Origin of the sequence: Aneurinibacillus danicus (assembly GCF_007991215.1) — a bacterium.
Lineage (GTDB): Bacteria > Bacillota > Bacilli > Aneurinibacillales > Aneurinibacillaceae > Aneurinibacillus > Aneurinibacillus danicus.
Window position 1 is genome coordinate 46373 of record NZ_BJXX01000069.1, and the last position, 20611, is coordinate 66983.

Below are 20611 nucleotides of genomic sequence, written 5' to 3' on the forward strand. Positions count from 1 at the left end.
CTCACGATTTTCACAGAAAAAAGCGGCACGTTGATGTGCCGCCTTTGTACCCGTCTATTTCGTTACTGCGAATCCGGTTTTAATCTGTTCAAACATGTCGTTTAACATGTCGGTAATTTCCGTCACTTCCTGGTCGCCTTCGTACAGCGTTTCTGAAGGGAAGAGTGCCGCATATATCGTGCCGTCTCGTTCTGCAAGTTTTAAGTAGAGAGATTCGTCATACCCTTCGCTTTTCCATATGTTCCCAGGAATTGTGACGATTTCCATAAGTTCGAATGAGTGCTTTGGATTGATAAAGATAACTGCCGGGAATCCGTCTATGTTTTTTTCTACTTGTTCCACAGTATATTTGTTCTCCCATGAGGCGGGCAGTTGAAGCGAGAAGCCCATCGCTTTATTGATATATATATCTGAAGCGACAGATTCAGTTGTCTGGTCCTTCACCGGAGCGGGGGGCGTCTGCTGCTGTTGGAATTGTCGGGACAGGGCACTATTATCTGCACGCACATCAGGTTGTGTAACAACCGCACCAGTCGCACCGACGAGGCCAAGTCCCAGAACAAGAGCCACAAGTTTTCTGGAAAGTTTCATCGCCGCATCTCCTACTTTCTAAATTAAAATGGAATGATATTGGATACTTACCACCGATTTTATGTATTCATTCCAAAAATCGCTTTCTTTTTTGTTTCCCACCCTCCATGGAAATACTGTGATATAGTTATTGTACCAACTTGTTTTCTATTATACCTCCGCCCTGAGGCTGAGAAAATTATGTGGTTTTGGGTCGAAAAAAGGGGAGCAGCAGCATTTGCAAAATCAGGGAATGGATAGTATAATTCTGTAGGTTTCTGATCCCGATTTCTTTAGATAGAAAGGATGACAATATGCTGACGACAATTTCTCAAATCGGAAAGCATGTAGGAGAAGAAGTGCGCCTTGGCGTCTGGCTCTTTAATAAACGTTCCAGCGGGAAGATTCAATTTCTGCAACTGCGTGATGGAACCGGTTTCATTCAAGGAGTGCTCGTCAAGCAGGAAGTCGCTCCGAAAGTATGGGAAGCAGCCAAAGCGCTTACTCAGGAAAGCTCGCTGTATGTGAGAGGAGTTGTCCGTGAAGACGAGCGTTCGAAATCTGGCTATGAACTGACCGTAACCGACATAGAGCCGATTCATATCGCAGAGGAATACCCGATTACGAAAAAAGAGCATGGTGTAGAGTTCTTGATGGATCACCGCCACCTTTGGATTCGTTCCATGCGCCAGCAGGCGATTCTCTCCATTCGTTCCGCTGTGATTCAAGCGGTATACGAGTTCTTCAAAGAGCGTGGATTTTATAAAGTGGACCCTCCGATTTTAACGCCAACTTCGGCGGAAGGAACGACGACGCTGTTCCATACACAATATTTTGATGAGGAAGCGTACCTGTCGCAGAGCGGGCAGCTGTATATGGAAGCTGCGGCCATGGCACTTGGACGGGTCTTCTCGTTTGGCCCGACATTCCGCGCCGAGAAATCGAAGACACGCCGTCACTTAATTGAGTTCTGGATGATCGAGCCGGAGATGGCGTTCGTGGATCATGAAGAAAACCTGCGCATCCAAGAAGATTTCGTTAGCTATATTGTGCAGTATGTGTTGAAAAATTGCCAATTGGAATTAAAACGGCTCAACCGTGATACAGCGAAGCTCGAAAATGTGAAAGCGCCGTTCCCGCGTATTACGTATACCGAAGCAATCGAAATGCTGCAAAAAGACGGGCACGAAATTCAATGGGGTGAAGATTTCGGCGCACCGCATGAGACGGCGATTGCTGAAAAGTTTGACAAGCCGGTATTCATCACTCATTATCCGGCCAGCATCAAAGCATTCTATATGAAACCGGACCCCGTGAATCCGGATGTCGTTCTGTGTGCCGACCTTATTGCACCGGAAGGATACGGGGAAATTATCGGCGGCAGCCAGCGGATTGACGATCTGGAATTGATGCAGAAGCGGTATGAAGAACATAATTTAAATCCTCAAGCGTATCAATGGTATCTGGACCTGCGTAAATACGGTTCCGTTCCGCATTCTGGCTTCGGACTTGGTCTTGAGCGTACCGTAGGCTGGATTTGCGGTACTGAGCACGTGCGTGAAACGATTCCGTTCCCACGTTTGCTGAACCGTCTGTATCCGTAATTGCCGAATCTAAGCCATAAAGGAAAAATGCAACTTTTGCAAGACTAAACTTGTCGGATCGATCCTGCTATAATCGTTCATACATGAGAGGTGGATTTCGATGAGTGATGTCTTATTGTGTATGTTAGAGGCCGGAACAACACCGCTGCCTAACCTGCTTCTACAGCATTATCGGCAGATCGGATTATCGGATGAGGAGATGATGGTCATTGTTCATCTTCTCGCTTTTAAAACGGAAGGTAAGCCGTTTCCGACAATTCATGAACTGGAAGAGAGAATGAGTGCAGACGCATCAACAATTGTCAAGCGTCTGCAGCGGCTTGTGCAGCAGGGATATATCTCGATCGAGGAGACGATTGACCCGTCGACCCGGGTACGCTCAGAGTGGTACTGTTTTACGCCCCTATATAAGAAGATTGTGGCCTGTTTACAAAGGGAAACAGTAGATGAAGATATACCGGGCATAGTCAGAACGGGCGAAAATGTAAAAAATCTGTATGCCGTATTCGAAGAAGAATTTGGCCGACCCCTGTCGCCGATTGAGTGTGAGAATCTGGCCATGTGGGTGGATCAGGACGGATATAGTGAGGCACTCATTATGGCGGCGCTTCGGGAAGCTGTCATCTCGGGCAAGCTGTTTTTTCGTTATATTGATCGGATTTTATTCGAGTGGCACCGCAACAATATTCGGACGCCACAGCAGGCACGCGAGTATAGCTTGAAGTTTCGCAAGCATCAGCAGCGCGGCGAGCGCAGTGGACAGGCGCTCGGTGGGATGCCGCAAGAATTTCCGTTTTACAATTGGCTTGAAGAAGAAACCGATTCATAAAAAGATAATGAAAGCAGGGGGATCTTGCGATGGGCAATTTGGATGACTTATTCTTGTGTACCAATCCGACACGCCGCGATGTAAAGAACATCTATCGGGATGAAAAATATGCGCGGGGGATTTTGCTGAAGAACGGGGACATGATTGTCTGGAACGGCGATGTGATGCATACGAAGGTGATGCCGTTTCTGACCGAGACGGGTGTGCATTTCAGCGTGTTTAACGACAAGCTGGAGATTTGCTGGCAGTTCGAGTCATGGACGGAGATTCAGAAGCGCCTTGTGGAAGCAAAACACTATCTGGACAATCTGGGCTTTCCGGAAGATGGCCGTATCGTAATTGACACGCGCTACTATACGCATACAGATATGGCGTTTCCGGAGATTCGATATTCACAGTTATTTGAGGAAGGTTTTGAGCTGAAGCCGCTTGAAGAAAAGTAGAGAAAAAATAAATATGCCATCAACAAACAAGCCGCACGCCGAAGGGTTTCTTTTCAGCACAGGAGCTGCACTGAGTAGAAAAGAAAAAAATTGGCGATGCGGCTCGTTTGTTTAGGATAGACAAATTCATTCTTCTTTCGTAAGCGAATTTTTCTTATTGCTGGCAACAGCGTTTTGTTGTCGGGTGCGGATGGCGGCCTGAGCGGCAGCAATGCGTGCGCATGGGACCCGCTGCGGAACCGAGGAGATGAAATTCATGTTCAAGTTCTGCAGGAAGAATACAGAGTCTTTCTCGCTCGTATGCTCGCCGCATACCCCGATCTTCAGATCGGCCTTGCATTTGCGGCTCCGCTCGATGGCAATCTCAATCAAATTGCCCACCCCTTCTTCATCCAGATAGATGAACGGGTTTTCCGGTAAAACATTGTGATCCAGGTAATAAGCAAGATATTTGCCTTCCGCATCATCGCGGCTGAATCCGTAGGTCGACTGCGTCAAGTCGTTCGTGCCGAAGATGAAGAAATCGGCATATTCCGCCACCTTGTCTGCCGTAATGCATGCGCGCGGCAGCTCGATGAATGCACCGATCGGGATCTCGATTCGATCACGGTATACGCTGAATACCTGTTGCAGTGTTTCTTCTACCGTTTCCCGCACCGCTTTCATCTCGCGCCAATCGCTGACGAGCGGTACGATAATGCGCGGGTAGACGGTAATCCCTTCAGCCTTTAGTTCCAGCGCTGCTTCCGCAATCGCACGTGTCTGCACTTCGTAAATTTCCGGATACGTAATGCCGATCCGGCAGCCCCGGTGTCCGAATGAAGGATTTAGCTCATGCAGAGTTTCGATTCGCTGTTGTAGCGCCTCTTTTTCCTCTACCACTTTCTTGTCGCCCGCTACGCGTGCTCTCTCTAACTCGAGCGCAAGTGTCGCCGGGTTTGGCAGAAACTCGTGCAGCGGTGGATCGATTAAGCGGATGGTGACCTGTTTGCCCTCCATCGCCCGAAAAATACCATGGAAGTCGGATTTCTGTAGCGGAATTAGCTCGTTCAGCGCTTTCTTGCGCTCGCGCTGATTGTGGGCAAGAATCATTCGGGTTACACGAGGCAGGCGTTCCGGGTCCATAAACATTAGCTCCGTACGGCACAAACCGACGCCTTCCGCTCCCATACGGCGCGCCAACTCTGCTTCCTGCGGGGTATTTACGCTGCTGTAAACGCACATCGTTTTAAATTCGTTCGCCCATTCGAGCAGTGTGCAGAATTCTTTGGAGAGCTTCGGTGGCACCAGTGGCACTTCACCGAGGATGATCCGGCCGGTCGATCCGCAAATCGTAATGACGTCGCCTTCTTTTAATGTAATGGAGTCCGTACGCAGTTCACGCTGCTCCATATCCACTTTAAACGATTCACAGCCGACAACGGAAGGCGTACCCAGATCGCGTGCTACAACCGCAGCATGGCTGGTCACTCCGCCCCGGGTGGTCAATACTCCGGCGCTGGCCAGAATGCCATGAATGTCTTCCGGCGTCGTCTCCTGGCGCACCAGGATAACCGAATGCCCTGTTCTATGCTGGCGCTCCGCTTCTTCGGCGTCGAAAACAATGATGCCGGTTGCCGCTCCGGAACTGGCATCAAGCCCTTTGCCAATCACATTCAGCTCCGCGTTCGGATCGATCGTATGCTGCATTAGTGGCACGATGGAAGCAGGATCAACGCGCATAATGGCCTCTTCACGTGTAATAAGGCCCTCGTTTGCCATATCAACCGCAATTTTGATATTGGCTTCTGCAGTTCGTTTGGCGGAACGGGTCTGCAGCACATACAGTTTGCCTTCCTCAACGGTAAACTCGATATCCTGCACATCACGGTAATGTTTTTCCAAATCCTGAGCTATTTTTTCAAACTGGATAAATGTCTCGGGCAGCCTCTCCTGCAGCACTGTCATCGGCTGGGGCGTCCGGATACCTGCTACGATGTCTTCTCCCTGTGCACTAAACATAAACTCGCCGAACAGCTCGTTTTCTCCGGTGGACGGATGGCGGGTAAAAGCGATACCTGTTCCGGAGTTTGGACCCAGATTGCCGAATACCATCTGCTGAACGGTGACGGCGGTACCGATGTCATCCGGTATTTTATGGATGCGCCGGTAAAACGTTGCCCGCGGATTGTACCAGGAATCGAATACAGCCCCGATCGCGGTGATAAGCTGCTGTTTAGGGTCCTGCGGAAACTTCTGCCCCGTTTCCTTGAACACGATTTCTTTGAAAATTAAGATTAAATCGAGCAAGTGATCGGCTGTCAACTGGGAGTCCTGCTGTACGCTTGCATGGCGTTTCATCTTCTCCAGTTCATCTTCGAACAAGTCATCATCCACGCCGAGCACAATAGAGCTGAACATCTGAATAAAGCGACGGTATGAGTCGTATGCAAAATGCTTATTTTCTTTATGCTTGGCAAGAGCGGCAACCGTGTAATCATTCAGCCCCAGATTCAGAATCGTATCCATCATGCCGGGCATGGAAGTAGATGAACCGGAACGAACCGATACGAGTAGTGGATTGCTTGGATGACCAAAGCGTTTTCCCGTAGTCTTTTCCAGTGTATGAAGAGCCGTGTATATCTCTTTTTCGATATCGGGATGAACGATTTTACCTTCTTCATAGAAGCGACGGCAGGCACTCGTTGTAATCGTAAAGCCGGACGGGACCGGAAGACCAAGTCCTGTCATTTCCGCCAGGTTGGCGCCTTTCCTTCCGAGAAGCTCATTCATGCTTGCGTTGCCTTCGTGAAATAGGTAAACGTATTTCTCACTCATGGTTATTGCCGGATACGGCGCACACCTCCGATTTGTTGGCCTGCATATTTGTGTCTACTCCCTTTTATTATAGTAGAAAAGTTGTATTGGTTTGTGAACAAACGTTGACTTTATTGACAAACCTTTGCTACGATAAAAGACAGTAAATTCAAACGATTCGGTAACGCATCTTGACTTTAGTATTCACTTCTAGCCAGAAACAAAAAATCCTGCAAATTAATAAAAGGGGGCAGTACATATGAGCATCCGGACGTCGGTTGTCAGTGCGGCAATCGAGCAAGGAGTTATGTCAATCGTTTTACAGCGTCCTGAAGTATTAAATGCTTACAGTGAAGAGATGCTGAACGGCCTTGTTCAGGCGATGGAGGAAGCCGGTCGTAATCGGGAAGTGAAGACGGTCGTTATCTCGGGAGCAGGACGGGCTTTCTGCGCCGGCGGTGATGTAAAAAGCATGAGCGATTTCACTCCCCTGGATATTCACGATTTTGTAGGCAAGCTGAACTACCTGGTGCGTTCCATGAGCAAACTGGAGAAGCCGATTATCGCGGCAGTGCACGGATACGCAGCGGGTGCCGGCCTGTGCCTTGCATTGGCCTGCGACATGATTGTAGCCTCAGACGATGCTAAGTTCTCGGCAGGGTTTGCACAAATTGGCCTGGTGGCTGATGGAGGCGGCATGTTCTTCCTGCCGCGTACACTGGGGACGTACAGGGCAAAAGAAATGCTGTTTACAGGCAAAATTCTTTCGGCGGCTAAGGCGCAAGAGTGGGGCATTGTAAATGAAGTGTTCCCGGCTAGTGCTCTCGCGGAAGAGACAAAAAAATTAGCCGTACAGTTAGCGAATGGTCCGTCGCGTACGTATGCGATGATCAAAAAGCTCGCCAATCAGGCGCTGACGGCAGATTTGGAAGCCATGCTGGGAATGGAGCAGACGGCCCAGACGGTTATGGCGAGCACGGCGGATCATCGTGAAGGAGTACAGGCGTTTAAAGAGAAGCGTAAGCCGATGTTTACCGGTGAGTAACGCATAAACAGAGAAGACGTATGAGGTGAAGGAGAGGATAGAATGGATACGCTTGTTTCAGTTTCATGGCTTGCGGAACATTTGCACGATAAAAATATTGTAGTGGCGGATTGCAGATTTGTGCTGGGCAACCCTGATAAAGGAAGAGAAGAATATGAAGCGGATCATATTCCCGGTGCGGTATATTTTGATTTGGAAAAGGATCTGTCAGCGCCAAAAGCCGAGCACGGCGGCCGCCATCCGTGGCCGGATGCTGATACATTCGCAGACAAGCTTGGCAGGGCAGGAATTGATAACGATACGCTGGTTGTACTGTATGATGACCAAAAAGGGGCGATGGCCGCACGCGCCTACTGGGTCCTGCGTTATGTCGGACATCGGAACGCGGCTCTGCTTGATGGCGGGTATGAGGCCTGGAAAGAAGCCGGCCACTCGATTACGAAAGAAATTCCTGAACGCTTGCCTGCAACATACATACCACATGTTCAAAAAGATTGGCTGTGCGGCGTAGAAGATATTCGCCGGAATCTTGGACTTGGAGAAGATGGAGCTGTGTTAATCGACTCTCGCGCATGTAACCGATATACCGGCGAAGCGGAAACCATCGATCCGATAGGCGGTCATATTCCCGGTGCGGTCAACTATGATTGGCAGGCGATTGTGGATGAGAAAGGATTTTTAAAGAGTGAAACGGCACTTCGTCAGCGCTTCGCCGAATTGCCTAGAGACCGGGAAATTATCGTCTACTGCGGCTCCGGAGTTACAGCATGCGCTAATTTATTCGTGCTGGAACGACTCGGGTATAAAAATGCAAAATTGTATGCGGGAAGCTGGAGCGATTGGATTTCCTATCCAGAAAATGAGAAGGCCAAAGGGGCTAGGTGACACATAATTTCATTATGTAAATAAAGGGTGGAAATAAGGCGGGAGGCACATGCTCTCCCGCTTCGTTTATTGGGTTTGCAAATACGCCTCAATGTTGTTTTTCAGCTCCTCCACCGTTTCATACGGTTCATCGAACTGAAGCATGCGCCTGAGCATTCGCACGGTCTCAGGTGCAAGCGAAAGTTCTTCTTCCCAGCTTCGCTCAGGCTCCTCCTCCTCTGCGTCGTATGTGCTGTACAGCATGAAGAGCATAAAATGTCCGAGCGCGTAAATGTCGCTGCGCGGGTGTACCTCCCGCTTTAGTTTTTTTTCAAGCCAGTAATGATCGCCTGTGTCTTCAAAATAGGAAGGAGAATCTCCCAGATAGCGGGCCAGTCCGAAGTCAAGCAGGTATACTTTCCCTTCATTCCAGATTACGTTTGGAATCCGGATATCACGGTGAACAATCCGCTTACTGTGCAGGTATTCTACAAGCGTAAGAATCTGAAGAATGATGCGCCACGCTTCCCGCTCAGTAAATGATGCCTTCTCTTCAAACAGCATGTCTTCCAGCGTGCTCCCTTTAATATAGCTCATGACGTAGTAGAGTTGCCCTTTTTCCTCAAATGAGTCAAACACACGCGGGAATTGCGGGTGGTGCAGCGAGGACAGCAAGCTGACTTCATATTCATACAGCGGACGGCCTTTTGGACTGTCCAGACGGCTGGGCCGCACTTGCTTCAGAACGCGTTCTTCTTGCAGGGTCCGGTCCATTACAAGATAAGAAATTCCATAGCTGCCCATACCAAGTGTGCGAATGACTTCATAGCGGGCTTTGATTAACGTACCCGCCTTATGCGGTTTATCGACCCACCATTCCCGCAGGCGCTGATACCATTGTTTCCACATGCGCACCGGTCCTTTATTTTTTCTGTGAAAATCATGAGAAAAGAAGGAAGGGAAAGAGGAAATAAGATCCAGAGAAGAAAAAGGCCTTCGCCTTTTTCACCATTGAAATCTTCTCCTCATTCTTCCCTCTCTTTTTCTTCATACCCCAAAAGTCAGCCGCTCCCCCATGATTTTCATGTCGGGGTTGCGGCTGAAACACCATAGTGGTTTTATTGGCTCATTATACGTTTCTACGAAGATAGAGGAAAATAGTTGCAACTTCCGGGAAATATACGGCATTTTGCCGGATAAAAACGAAATATTTTTGTGAGAGGGGCGACATGATTAGACAAAATGCGCCGGTGAAAATTTGTATAATAAACCTATTAAGCAAGCGAATAGGAGAAACAAGGAGGGGCTTCGCCGTGTTTCGAAACGAATTTTTGCGGATTGTGTGGGAAAAGGGACGAATCGATATCGGAGAACTTGCCACGCTGCTTAATACGACGGAAGACTTGGTTGAAGCGGAAGCGAGCGTTTGCGCAGCGCATGGTTGGATTCGGCTGCTGGATTCTCTTATTATGGCAACGCCTCAAACGGACATGGGACGATAACGACCCAAAAAATTCCCATGGCGTTTCAACTGCAACCCAGCCATGAAAATCATAAAAAGGGCGGCTGACTTTTGAGGTGTGAAGGGAAAAAGAGAAGAGAACGAGGAGGGGATTTTAATATAAAAAAGGCGAACGCCTTTTTCTTCCCCGGAACGTATTTCTTCTCCCCTTTCCTTCTTTCCTCACGATTTTCACACAAAAAGGATATGACATAAAACTTCTTTCGGCGTGCAGACTATAAACAACATAACGGGAAAGGAGTTTTTTTTATGTGGAAATGTCCGTATTGCGGGAGCGAACAGGGTATGCCGTATCAGGACAGCAACCTCACAGGAATGCTTTGCCTGGCGGAGACATGCGGCCGGTTTCATGCAATGACCGAGGAGGAAAGCAGACGGGTAGAAAGGCATGTCTTCGAGTCTGACATGTAGCCCGTGTTTGGTATCGTTTGTTAAATCGGGTACAATAGAAGGAAAACGGAAAGGAGCGGGCACATGAGTGAACTATCGTTTGTAAGCCGTGAACAGGACGGTCTTGGTATTCACATTTTGCCTACGCAAAAGTTCAAAACGACGACAATTTTGATACATATTCAACTGCCGCTTGAGGAAAATCTCGTTACCAGAGGGGCCCTGCTGCCGAATGTGCTGCAGCGCGGCACGGAGCGCTATCCGAATCCGGCGCATCTACAGCGCCACCTCGATTCGCTGTATGGCGCTATTTTCAATGCAGGCGTTATGAAGCGCGGTGAGAGACAAATCATTCAATTTTATCTTGAAATTGCCAATGAGAAGTACCTGACAGACTCGCGTCCGCTGCTGGAGGACGGCGTGCGTTTTCTAGGCGAGGTGTTGACACGTCCGTTGCTGGAGAACGGAGCTTTCGCGAAAAAAGTGGTCGACTTGGAGAAAGAGGCGCTTACCAAGCGTATTGAAGGTTTAATCGACGATAAAATGCGGTATGCCAACCAGCGGCTGACCGAAGAGATGTGCCAGAGCGAGCCGTACCGGTTGCTGTCGTATGGCATCCGCGAACAAATCCCACAAATTACGCCGGAAGCGCTGTATGCTTTTTATCAGGAGGTACTGGCTTCATACCCGGTGGATATGTATGTCATTGGAGACGTGCAGCCTGAGAAGGCGGCGGAACTTCTCCGGCAGCATATTCCTCTGAAGCCGTCCGGCGTAAAAGAGCTTCCCCCGACTTCGTATAAAAAAGACGTAGCCGAAGAGCGTGTCATAACGGAAGAGCTTAATGTTGCCCAGGGCAAGCTTAACATTGGCATGCGTACACAAACCGGGTATGCGGACGATGACTATGTGCATCTGATGATGTATAACGGTGTACTGGGCGGGTTCCCGCACTCCAAGCTATTTATGAATGTACGGGAGAAAGCATCTCTTGCGTACTACGCGGTATCGCAGCTTGAGACGCACAAGGGATTGTGTATGATCATGTCGGGAATCGAGACGGGAAACTACGATAAAGCCCTTGCCATTATTAAAGAACAGTTGGAAATGATGAAGCGCGGCGAGATTACAGATATCGAGCTGAACCAGACGAAAGCCACGCTTTCCAATCAACTGCGCGAGACAAGGGACAATGCAGGAGCTATCGCCAACATGGATTACAACGGCCGTCTGGCCGGCCGCCGCCGCTCGTTGGAAGAAATCCTGGATGCGATTTCCCGCACTACAAAGGATGATATTGCACGCGTCGCGCAGAAAGTGGAGATCGATACAATTTATTTCTTGCGCGGAAAGGGGGAGGCGAAATGAAAACGAAACGCTACGAACGGTTGAATGAGACGCTTTATTACGACCAATTGGACAATGGCCTGGAAGTATACATCCTGCCCAAACCCGGATTCAGCAAGACATATGCGACATTCACGACCCGATACGGGTCCATTGATAACGAGTTTCAGGCACCGGGCAAGGAGCGGATAAAGGTGCCGGACGGCATTGCCCACTTCCTTGAGCACAAGATGTTTGAAGAAGAGGACGGCGATGTGTTTGCTGAGTTTGCGGCGCACGGTGCGTCGGCAAATGCATTTACAAGTTTTGATCGTACAGCGTATTTGTTCTCGAGCACACAGGATGTGGCGCATAATGTGGAGACGCTGCTGAACTTCGTGCAGAAACCGTATTTTACCGATCAGAACGTAGAGAAGGAAAAGGGCATCATCGGCCAGGAAATTCGCATGTACGATGATGATGCGGACTGGCGGGTGTACTTTGGGCTTATTGCCAATTATTATCATAATCATCCGGTAAAGATTGACATCGCTGGCACGGTCGAATCGATTAGCAAGATTACAAAAGAGCTGCTTTATGAGTGCTATGAAACATTCTATCATCCGTCCAATATGCTGTTGTTCATCGTAGGGGCGGTGAACCCGGAAGAAATGATGGAGCTTGTGCGCAAGAATCAGGCCGGGAAGCCGTATGACAAACAGGCACCCATAAAGCGTTTCTATCCGGAAGAGCCGGAGACGGTGGCACAGAAACGTTCTGTTGTTCATCTGCCGGTCGGCATTCCGAAATGCCTATTCGGTTTTAAAGATAAGCGGGCCGGTCTAATCGGCGAAGAGTTGGTCAAACGGGAAGTGGCAACGGAAATTCTGCTCGATATTTTATTTAGTCCGAGTTCCGATTTGTACCAGAAGCTGTATGATGCCGGATTGATTAACAACGGATTCAGCGCTGACTATTCGGGTGAGCCGCAGTACGGTTTTTCCATCATCGGAGGCGATACGAAGGACCCGGATGCGCTGGTATCGATGGTAGAGAGCGAGCTTAAAAATGTGCTCGCCAGGGGCGTTGATGAGGAGTCCTTTATGCTTTCGAAGAAAAAGAAGACCGGGGAATTTCTCCGTGCCCTTAATTCGGTGGAGTTTATTGCCAATTCGTTTACGAAATACCGGTTCGGCGGGACTGACCTGTTCGCCCGCGGGAATATCCTGGAAGGGATAACGCTTGAAGATGTCAATGCGCGGCTGAAAGAACACGTCGATTTCGCACAGTTCTCAGTGTCCATCGTGACTTCATCCGAAGCATGACGGATCGTGAGCGGGAGAGGGGAAATAATGAGACAACAGAGATACGCTTGCGTAACCGGAGCAAGCCGCGGCATCGGAGCGGCCATTGCCCTCCGGCTTGCCCGGGCGGGCTATAATCTCACACTGCACTACAACAGTTCTGTACAGGAAGCGGAAGAGGTGGCGAAGCGCTGCGGTACTGAAGGAGCGGAAGTAACGCTGGTGCGGGCCGATTTAACGGCGCCGGATGGTGCCGAGCAACTGTACGGACAATTGCTGCAAGCGCCGGATGTGCTGGTACTGAATGCAGGATTGAGCGCATACGGGATGGTGCAGGATGTGACGACTGAAGAGTGGGAGAAGATGATGAATGTGCATGTGCGCGCGCCGTTTTTCTGCGCGCGCCTTGCCCTGCCTCACATGGTGCGGCGCCGCTTTGGCCGCATCATTACCGTATCGTCCATTTGGGGGCTTACCGGAGCGAGCTTCGAAGTACTGTATTCGACCGCCAAAGGGGCGGTTATATCGTTTACGAAAGCTCTGGCGAAAGAGGTGGCGCCGTCGGGCATTACGGTGAACTGCATTGCACCGGGTCTTATTCGTACCGAAATGATGACGGGTGCATTTAACGAAGAAGAATTGGCTGCCATTGTTGAAGAAATTCCTGCGGGTCGAATGGGTACCCCTGAAGAAATTGCTGCCCTCGCTGCTTTCCTTGCCGGTGACGAAGCAGGCTACATCAACGGGCAGATTATCAGCCCGAACGGGGCATGGTATTGCTAGGAGGGCAGGATCAAATTCTTTGAACATGTGAATAAAGCGCCTCCTTGCAACGCATGCTAACTGTGGAGGGCAGAATGCTCTTCACATGATCATGAAGGAGGAACACGACATGTCAGTCCTGGACAACTTTCAAGATTGGAAATCATTCTTGGCGCAGCGCGTAGCACAGGCGGCGACCGTTGGCATGGAAAAGGAAACGATGGAAAATGTGGCGTACCAAATCGGTAACTATCTGTCAAACCAGGTTGATCCGAAAAACGAGCAGGAACGCCTTCTCAAAGAGCTTTGGGATGCTGGCACCGAGGAACAGCGCCACGCAATGGCGGGCGCCATGATTAACTACGTGCAGAATAAGAAGCAATGACATCTTTCTCTCTTCCCCTCTTTTGCGAGGGGATTTTTCCTTTTTCATGTTTTTTTATGCGTTTCATGCTTTTTTCTATTGGAAGGATTTTATTTTTTAGTGTAGAATAATGTCGTTATGGAAGAAGAATCAAACAGGGAAAGGGCGTTTTACTTGAGATGGAAACGGAAAAACAAGATTGGTATCTTGAATATGAGATTCATAAAAATCGGCCCGGACTATTGGGAGATGTCGCTTCCATTCTTGGGATGCTGGCCATTAACATTATTACGATTAACGGGGTAGAATCCTTAAACGGAACGATTAATCGTCGCCGTGGTATGCTAATCCAAACCGATGACGCAAAAAAAATCGAATTGTTGGGCAGCATATTGGAAAAGGTTGATAATATAACGCTGCGCAAACTGCGCCAGCCTACGATATTGGATTTGCTTGCGGTTCGTCATGGCCGCTATATCGAACGGGATGCAGAAGATAAAAAGACATTCCGCTTTGTGCGTGAAGAAATTGGCGTCCTGGTTGACTTTATGGCCGAAATTTTTAAACGTGAAGGAAATCAGATGATTGGAATCCGGGGGATGCCGCGGGTCGGGAAGACCGAATCTACCGTTGCGGCCTGCGTATCCGCCAATAAACGCTGGACGTTTATTTCTTCTACGCTGCTGCGCCAGACGGTCCGCAACCAGCTTACCGTGGAAGAAATGAACGGCAGTCAGCATGTCTATATGATTGACGGCATTGTTTCCACGATGCGGAGCACGGAGCGGCATGCGATGTTAATGCGCGAGATTTTGCGCATGCCGTATACAAAAGTCATTGAGCATCCGGATATTTTTGTGCGTGAAACAGAATACGAAATGTCGGATTTTGACTACATTATTGAATTGCGTAACCATCCCGAAGAGGAAATTACATACGAAAACGTTGAAACAGGATTCTCCGGATTGGACATTCCATAGAAGAGAACCGGAGAGGCAGGAGGTGGATGATTTGTCTGAGCTCGCAGAAGTGTTACGAAAAGCCAGACAGGAAAAAGGAATGTCGCTTGCCGAAGTACAGGAGGCAACCAAGATACAACGACGTTATCTGGAAGCGATTGAAAACGGCAATTTTGACGTACTCCCCGGGCACTTTTATGTTCGGGCTTTCATAAAAAGCTACGCGGAGGCGGTAGGACTTGACGCCGATGAGCTTATTGGCCAGTACGCTTCCGAATTGCCGGAGCCGCCGAAGGTAGAGGAGGCGCCTCCTCCGCTCAGGCAGAGCCGACACGGGCGCAAGGAGCAAAGCGGAAACAGCAGCAAATGGGTTTCGCGAATTTTATTATATTTGTTTGCGATTCTTGTCATCGGGGTTATCTGGGCATCGGTGAACTATTTTCTAAAAGATAAAGAACAGCCGGCTCCGCCGCCTGCGGCGCAAAAAGAAGCACCGCTGGATAAGAAAACCGATATTTTTGTTCCGCCGCCGGAAAATCCGGAGACGAAGCCGCAGCCGCCGCAGCAACCGGTCCAGCAGCCCGCAGCCGCCGGTAAGGTTACACCGCTGCCAAAAACGGGATCAACGATGAATTTCGAGGTGACCGGGGCGGATAAGATTACGGTTAAGGTTACGGCCAAAACGGGTGACCACTGGATGGACATTTCCGGAAAAGACGGCCTTATTACACAGCAAACACTGAAGGAAGGGCAAAGCCAAACATTTGAGGTGACACAGGACAAAGGTAACGAAGCGCTGCTGCGCATCGCGCGTGCACGTGACGTAGAAGTCGTGGTGAACGGACAGCCGATTGACATGTCGCAAGCTAAGAAGACGGCTTCGCAGCGAATTAAGATTATACGCAAGTAGGTCCCTGAGTTCTCAGGGGCTTTTCTTTTGACACCTTTTTTTCAGTATATTATACTGGTAGATGGAAAATTAGACTCTTTTGTCTATCGGACGGAGGAAATCAATTGGATAAAACAGCAACAAAAGAGAAAGTAGCGATTATCACACTTGGATGTGAGAAAAACCTCGTCGACTCGGATATTATGTCGCAGTTGATCGATGAACGCGGCTACCTTCTCGTAGATGACCCGCAGGAAGCCGATGTGGTCATTGTCAATACGTGCGGCTTTATTGACGCAGCGAAAGAAGAATCGATCAATACGATTTTGGAAGTGGCCGATTTGAAAGAGAGCGGCAATCTGAAATCATTGATTGTAGCAGGATGCCTAACGCAGCGCTACAAAGAAGTACTAATGGATGAAATGCCGGAGATCGATGGAATTGTCGGGACTGGCGATTTTGATAAAATCAATCAAATTATTGAAGAATCACTGGAAGGCAAGAAGCCAATCTTCGTGGGAAATCCGGCATTCTCTTATGAGAATGTAACAAGACGCAAGGTCGATGCAGGTACATACTCCGCCTATATCAAGATTGCGGAAGGATGCGACAACAAGTGTACGTTCTGTATTATCCCGCAGCTGCGCGGCGCATTTCGCAGCCGTACGATTGAATCCATTGTTGCGGAAGCAAAAGAGCTGGCGGCGCAGGGGGTAAAAGAAGTCAACCTTATTGCCCAGGATTCGACCAACTATGGATTTGATATTTATGGCGAACGTGTATTGCATAAACTTTTGCGTGAAGTATCGAAAGTCGATGGTATTGAATGGATTCGTCTGCACTATGCGTATCCGGGATACTTTACGGACGAGCTTATCGAAGAGATGGCTGCTAATCCAAAGGTATGCAAATATGTGGATATGCCGCTTCAGCATAGCGAGGATCGCGTATTGAAGCGCATGCTTCGACCCGGACGCCAGCGTGACACCCGTGAGCTGGTTGCCAAGATTCGTGCCGCCGTGCCGGATGTGGCGCTCCGCACTTCCATTATTGTTGGATTCCCGGGAGAGACGGAAGAAGAGTTTGAGAATCTCAAAGCATTCCTGCGCGAAATCAAGTTCGATCGTCTTGGTGTATTTACATATTCCCAGGAAGAAGGCACCGCGGCCGCTCGCTTAGAAGATCAACTGCCGCAGGATGTGATTGAACGCCGGGCGAATGAGTTGATGGAAGTACAGCGTGAAATTGCGAGCGAGCGCAACGGCCGATTTGTCGGTAAAGTCGTTTCTGTGCTTATTGAAGGATACGACGGTAAGAATAATGTCTATATCGGCCGCTCGCAGTTCGATGCCAGCGAAATCGACGGAGAAGTGTTTGTAACTGGATATAAGGGAGAGCTGGGGCAGATAGTGCCGGTACGCATCACTCATTCGTACGATTTTGACCTTGCGGGGGAGGTTATCTAGTTGAACCTGGCCAATCGGATTACACTGGCACGAATTTTTCTCGTGCCGGTGGTTATGATTTTTTTGCTCGTACGGTTTGATGACCTGGGAGCGATCAAAGTCGGAGGCGTACATATTACATACAGCGAGTTTATTGCCGCTCTTATTTTTATTATTGCCGCTATCACGGACGGACTGGATGGGTATATCGCCCGCTCACGCAAGATGGTGACTAATTTGGGCAAGTTTCTTGATCCTCTGGCTGATAAACTGCTTATTTCTGCCGTGCTTATCTCGCTCGTAGAGATGCAGCGTCTGGACGCATGGGTGGCGGTCGTCATCATTAGCCGTGAATTCGCTGTTACGGGACTTCGCCTGGTGGCTGCTGCGGAAGGGTTGGTTATTGCCGCAAGCAAGTTGGGGAAATGGAAAACAGTGTTCCAAATTATCGCGGTCGCATCACTCATTCTGCAGAATTTCCCGTTCGAGACATGGCACTTCCCGTTCGCCACAATCATGGTATGGATAGCGGTTATTATGACGATTGTTTCCGGCGTGGAATACTTTGTGAAGAACAAAAAAGTAATTCCGCTCGCGTAACTTCATCCGCCGTATCCGGCGGTTGATTTATTTGGAAGGAGTTTGCGTATGAAAGCAGAGATTATTGCGGTTGGAACAGAACTGTTGCTCGGGCAAATCGCCAACACGAACGCCCAGTTCCTTTCACAGAAGCTTGCCGAAGTCGGAATTGGCGTCTACTACCATACCGTCGTCGGTGACAATGCGGACCGCTTGTACAAGCTTATTCAAGAAGCGTTCACGCGCTCAGATCTGATTATTTTTTCGGGCGGACTTGGTCCTACGAAAGATGATTTGACGAAAGAGACGGTGGCGCGTGCGGTGGCACGTCCGCTGGTACATGATGAACAGGCCCTAAACCGGATTGTATCGTATTTTGAAAAACGTGGTATTAAAATGACAGATAACAACCGCAAGCAGGCGCTTGTGATTGAAGGCAGTCACGTGCTGCCCAATGACCACGGTATGGCACCAGGCATGGTCATAGAGCATAAAGGCAAATATGTAATGATGCTGCCGGGACCGCCGCGCGAGCTATATCCAATGTTTACTACATATGGTCTGCCGCATCTGCTGTCGCTCATTCGTGATCAGTACGTTGTACATTCAAAAGTGCTTCGTTTCTTTGGTATCGGGGAGTCGGCGCTGGAAGAAGAACTTATTGATTTGATTGATGGACAAAGTAATCCGACCATCGCCCCGCTTGCAAAAGAGGGGGAAGTAACAATCCGTCTGACCGCCAAGGCGAAAAGCGTAGCGGAAGCCGAAGAGATGATCCGAAGCGTTGAGCATGAAATCAATAGACGTGTTGGAGAGTTTATCTACGGATATAACGACGATTCGCTCGAATCCGTTCTGGTACGCCAACTGACCGAAAGAGGCGAAACGGTAGCGTTCGCCGAGAGTATTACCGGAGGGCTGGTTAGTCATCTGGTCACATCGATTCCGGGAAGCTCAGCCGCACTGAAAGGCTCGATTGTTTGTTATACGAATGAGGTGAAGGAGAGCCTGCTCGCGGTACCGCAGGATGTTCTGGCATCGGCAGGGGCGGTCAGCGAAGAGACGGCCAGGATTCTGGCCGAGCAGGTCCGCGTGCGGCTTGGCAGTACGTACGGTATTTCGATTACGGGTGAAGCCGGGCCAATCGCCTCGGAAGATAAGCCTGTCGGTCTCGTTTATATCGGTGCAACCGACGGGATGCACACGGAAATAAAAACGTTTCGCCTATCGGGGCAGCGTCCTGCCATCCAGCTTCGCTCGGCGAAGTATGCAATTTTTACGATGCTTGAACGAATAAAAAAAGGTGGTTTTTAAATGGCACATTTCTCTGATTTTGCTTTGCATAAGACGATTCAGCAGGCCATTCACGATATGGGCTTTGAGGAACCGTCACCGATTCAGGAACAATGCATTCCGAAAATTCTTGAAGGTCATGACTTAATCGGCCAGGCGCAGACCGGTACCGGCAAAACGGCCGCATTCGGTCTTCCGCTGATTGAAAAGGTGACAAACCGTAACGCCGTGCAGGCAATCGTGTTAACGCCTACGCGGGAACTTGCGATCCAGGTATCGGGCGAGCTGCGCAAAATCGCTAAATATAAGCGGGTACGTACGCTGCCTATCTATGGGGGACAGTCCATCGGACACCAGATTCGCGCTTTGAAGCAGGGCGTACAGGTTGTGATCGGTACGCCGGGCCGGGTGCTTGATCATCTGCGCCGCAAGACTCTGCGTCTCGACCAGGTAAGCATGCTGGTGCTTGACGAAGCGGATGAAATGCTTGATATGGGCTTTCAGGAAGACATTGAAGCCATTATCAAAGAGACGTCGACCGATCGCCAGACGCTCCTCTTCTCGGCGACGATGCCGCAGGAAATTCTACGTCTCTCCCGCAAGTACATGAATAACCCGGAAACCGTTGCGATTAGCCGTAAGGAAGTCACCGCGCCGACCATTGAGCAAGTATATTACAAAGTATTTGAGCGCAGTAAGCTTGAAAGCCTCTGTCGCATTCTTGACAGTGAGGAAATCGAGCTTGGCATCGTTTTCTGCCGTACGAAGCGCGGGGTGGACGAGTTGACGGAAGCGCTTCAGGAACGAGGATATCTGGCGAGTGGTCTGCACGGTGATTTAAGCCAGGCGCAGCGCGATAAAGTGATGCAATCGTTCCGCGACTCGACGATTGAACTGCTTGTAGCTACTGACGTGGCCGCACGCGGTATTGACGTGGGAAATGTATCGCATGTAGTAAACTATGATATTCCGCAGGACCCGGAGAGTTATGTCCACCGTATTGGTCGTACCGGTCGTGCGGGACGTAAAGGCATTGCAATGACGCTGGTAACGCCGCGGGAAATGAAACAGCTGCGCACGATTGAAAAAATCTCCAAGACGACGCTTGAATCCCGTAACGTGCCGTCCATCGAAGAGGTCATGGAACGCCAGCAAACAATCTGGAAAGAGCAGTTGATTGCACTGGTGGAAGGGGACGAAGATATGACGCCGTTCCTTGATGTGGTGGCACAACTGAAAGAACAATATCCGCTGGAAAAGATAGCGGCAGCCGCACTGTCACTTGCGTTTGCGCCTTCTGTGTCTTCAGCGGAAGAAGAATTGTATGATTTTGGCGATACCGGCGCATCCAAAGGCAAGGTTCGTTTCTTCATGAACATCGGCCGCAGCCTCGATGTGCGTCCGCCGGATTTGGTTAAGGAAATCTCGGAATTAGTCGGTGCTTCCAGCAAGGCGATTGGCCGGATTGATATTTTCGATAACTTTACCTTTATCGAAGTTGATCAGGAAATTGCACCGTTCGTATACGAAGCATTGCGTCACTCCCGGATTAAAGGTAAACGGGTAAACATCGAGCCCGCCAAGCCGCGTTCCAAGCGCTAAACAAAAAGTCCTCCTGCCATCGGGC

Annotated in this window: 20 protein-coding genes; 17 read left to right on the forward strand and 3 right to left on the reverse strand. The window is 49.5% G+C overall.

What is annotated here, in order from left to right:
* Nucleotides 1-54: 54 nt before the first annotated feature.
* Nucleotides 55-591, reverse strand: coding sequence for a hypothetical protein (locus ADA01nite_RS08695; RefSeq protein ID WP_146809561.1), 537 nt, complete (start codon nucleotides 589-591; stop codon nucleotides 55-57).
* A gap of 293 nt (nucleotides 592-884) precedes the next feature.
* Here ADA01nite_RS08695 and asnS point away from each other — a divergent pair, with 293 nt between their 5' ends.
* The 3 genes from asnS to ADA01nite_RS08710 all read left to right on the forward strand — a co-directional run bounded on the left by asnS (nucleotide 885) and on the right by ADA01nite_RS08710 (nucleotide 3446).
* The gene (gene asnS, locus ADA01nite_RS08700) at nucleotides 885-2174 is read left to right on the forward strand and encodes an asparagine--tRNA ligase (RefSeq protein ID WP_146809562.1); all 1290 of its coding nucleotides are present in this window, start codon (nucleotides 885-887) and stop codon (nucleotides 2172-2174) included.
* Nucleotides 2175-2274: 100 nt separating this feature from the next.
* A complete protein-coding gene (locus tag ADA01nite_RS08705) occupies nucleotides 2275-3003 on the forward strand; it encodes a DnaD domain-containing protein (protein ID WP_146809563.1) in 729 nt (242 codons plus the stop codon).
* Between the two features lie 29 nt (nucleotides 3004-3032).
* Nucleotides 3033-3446 (forward strand): hypothetical protein, encoded by a 414-nt coding sequence (locus ADA01nite_RS08710; RefSeq protein WP_146809564.1) that lies wholly within the window; start codon nucleotides 3033-3035, stop codon nucleotides 3444-3446.
* Between the two features lie 126 nt (nucleotides 3447-3572).
* On the opposite strand, the gene ppdK is transcribed toward ADA01nite_RS08710, so the two are convergent.
* Nucleotides 3573-6263, reverse strand: coding sequence for a pyruvate, phosphate dikinase (gene ppdK, locus ADA01nite_RS08715; protein WP_146809565.1), 2691 nt, complete (start codon nucleotides 6261-6263; stop codon nucleotides 3573-3575).
* Between the two features lie 238 nt (nucleotides 6264-6501).
* Here ppdK and ADA01nite_RS08720 point away from each other — a divergent pair, with 238 nt between their 5' ends.
* Nucleotides 6502-7287, forward strand: coding sequence for an enoyl-CoA hydratase/isomerase family protein (locus tag ADA01nite_RS08720; protein ID WP_146809566.1), 786 nt, complete (start codon nucleotides 6502-6504; stop codon nucleotides 7285-7287).
* Nucleotides 7288-7329: 42 nt separating this feature from the next.
* The gene (locus tag ADA01nite_RS08725) at nucleotides 7330-8172 is read left to right on the forward strand and encodes a sulfurtransferase (protein WP_146809567.1); all 843 of its coding nucleotides are present in this window, start codon (nucleotides 7330-7332) and stop codon (nucleotides 8170-8172) included.
* Nucleotides 8173-8238: 66 nt separating this feature from the next.
* Here ADA01nite_RS08725 and ADA01nite_RS08730 read toward each other — a convergent pair whose 3' ends face one another.
* The gene (locus ADA01nite_RS08730) at nucleotides 8239-9060 is read right to left on the reverse strand and encodes a serine/threonine protein kinase (protein ID WP_146809568.1); all 822 of its coding nucleotides are present in this window, start codon (nucleotides 9058-9060) and stop codon (nucleotides 8239-8241) included.
* 404 nt (nucleotides 9061-9464) lie between these two features.
* On the opposite strand from ADA01nite_RS08730, the gene ADA01nite_RS08735 reads away from it, so the two are divergent.
* From ADA01nite_RS08735 to ADA01nite_RS08785, 12 genes are all read left to right on the forward strand, one after another.
* Nucleotides 9465-9653 carry a hypothetical protein gene (locus tag ADA01nite_RS08735; RefSeq protein ID WP_146809569.1) on the forward strand — a complete coding sequence of 63 codons (189 nt, stop codon included), beginning with the start codon at nucleotides 9465-9467 and terminating at the stop codon, nucleotides 9651-9653.
* Nucleotides 9654-9922: 269 nt separating this feature from the next.
* On the forward strand, nucleotides 9923-10084 hold the full coding sequence (locus ADA01nite_RS21980) for a hypothetical protein (RefSeq protein ID WP_170230204.1): 162 nt from the start codon (nucleotides 9923-9925) through the stop codon (nucleotides 10082-10084).
* 63 nt (nucleotides 10085-10147) lie between these two features.
* Nucleotides 10148-11431, forward strand: coding sequence for an EF-P 5-aminopentanol modification-associated protein YfmF (yfmF, locus tag ADA01nite_RS08740; protein ID WP_146809570.1), 1284 nt, complete (start codon nucleotides 10148-10150; stop codon nucleotides 11429-11431).
* Entirely contained in the window at nucleotides 11428-12714 is a 1287-nt protein-coding gene (gene yfmH / locus ADA01nite_RS08745) for an EF-P 5-aminopentanol modification-associated protein YfmH (protein WP_146809571.1), read from the forward strand. Before yfmF ends, yfmH begins: the two co-directional genes overlap by 4 nt.
* Nucleotides 12715-12741: 27 nt before the next feature.
* The gene (gene ymfI, locus ADA01nite_RS08750) at nucleotides 12742-13476 is read left to right on the forward strand and encodes an elongation factor P 5-aminopentanone reductase (RefSeq protein ID WP_146809572.1); all 735 of its coding nucleotides are present in this window, start codon (nucleotides 12742-12744) and stop codon (nucleotides 13474-13476) included.
* Between the two features lie 109 nt (nucleotides 13477-13585).
* Nucleotides 13586-13840, forward strand: a complete 255-nt coding sequence (locus tag ADA01nite_RS08755) for a DUF3243 domain-containing protein (protein ID WP_146809573.1) — start codon at nucleotides 13586-13588, stop codon at nucleotides 13838-13840.
* A gap of 158 nt (nucleotides 13841-13998) precedes the next feature.
* Entirely contained in the window at nucleotides 13999-14799 is an 801-nt protein-coding gene (locus ADA01nite_RS08760) for a DUF3388 domain-containing protein (RefSeq protein WP_146809574.1), read from the forward strand.
* Nucleotides 14800-14830: 31 nt separating this feature from the next.
* Nucleotides 14831-15688 (forward strand): helix-turn-helix domain-containing protein, encoded by an 858-nt coding sequence (locus ADA01nite_RS08765; protein ID WP_146809575.1) that lies wholly within the window; start codon nucleotides 14831-14833, stop codon nucleotides 15686-15688.
* Nucleotides 15689-15792: 104 nt separating this feature from the next.
* Nucleotides 15793-17133 (forward strand): 30S ribosomal protein S12 methylthiotransferase RimO, encoded by a 1341-nt coding sequence (gene rimO, locus ADA01nite_RS08770; protein ID WP_146809576.1) that lies wholly within the window; start codon nucleotides 15793-15795, stop codon nucleotides 17131-17133.
* The gene (pgsA, locus tag ADA01nite_RS08775) at nucleotides 17134-17712 is read left to right on the forward strand and encodes a CDP-diacylglycerol--glycerol-3-phosphate 3-phosphatidyltransferase (protein WP_146809577.1); all 579 of its coding nucleotides are present in this window, start codon (nucleotides 17134-17136) and stop codon (nucleotides 17710-17712) included. It begins immediately after the preceding gene.
* A 48-nt stretch (nucleotides 17713-17760) separates the two neighbouring features.
* Nucleotides 17761-19005, forward strand: a complete 1245-nt coding sequence (locus tag ADA01nite_RS08780; protein ID WP_146809578.1) for a competence/damage-inducible protein A — start codon at nucleotides 17761-17763, stop codon at nucleotides 19003-19005.
* Nucleotides 19006-20586, forward strand: coding sequence for a DEAD/DEAH box helicase (locus tag ADA01nite_RS08785; RefSeq protein ID WP_146809579.1), 1581 nt, complete (start codon nucleotides 19006-19008; stop codon nucleotides 20584-20586).
* Nucleotides 20587-20611: the final 25 nt, after the last annotated feature.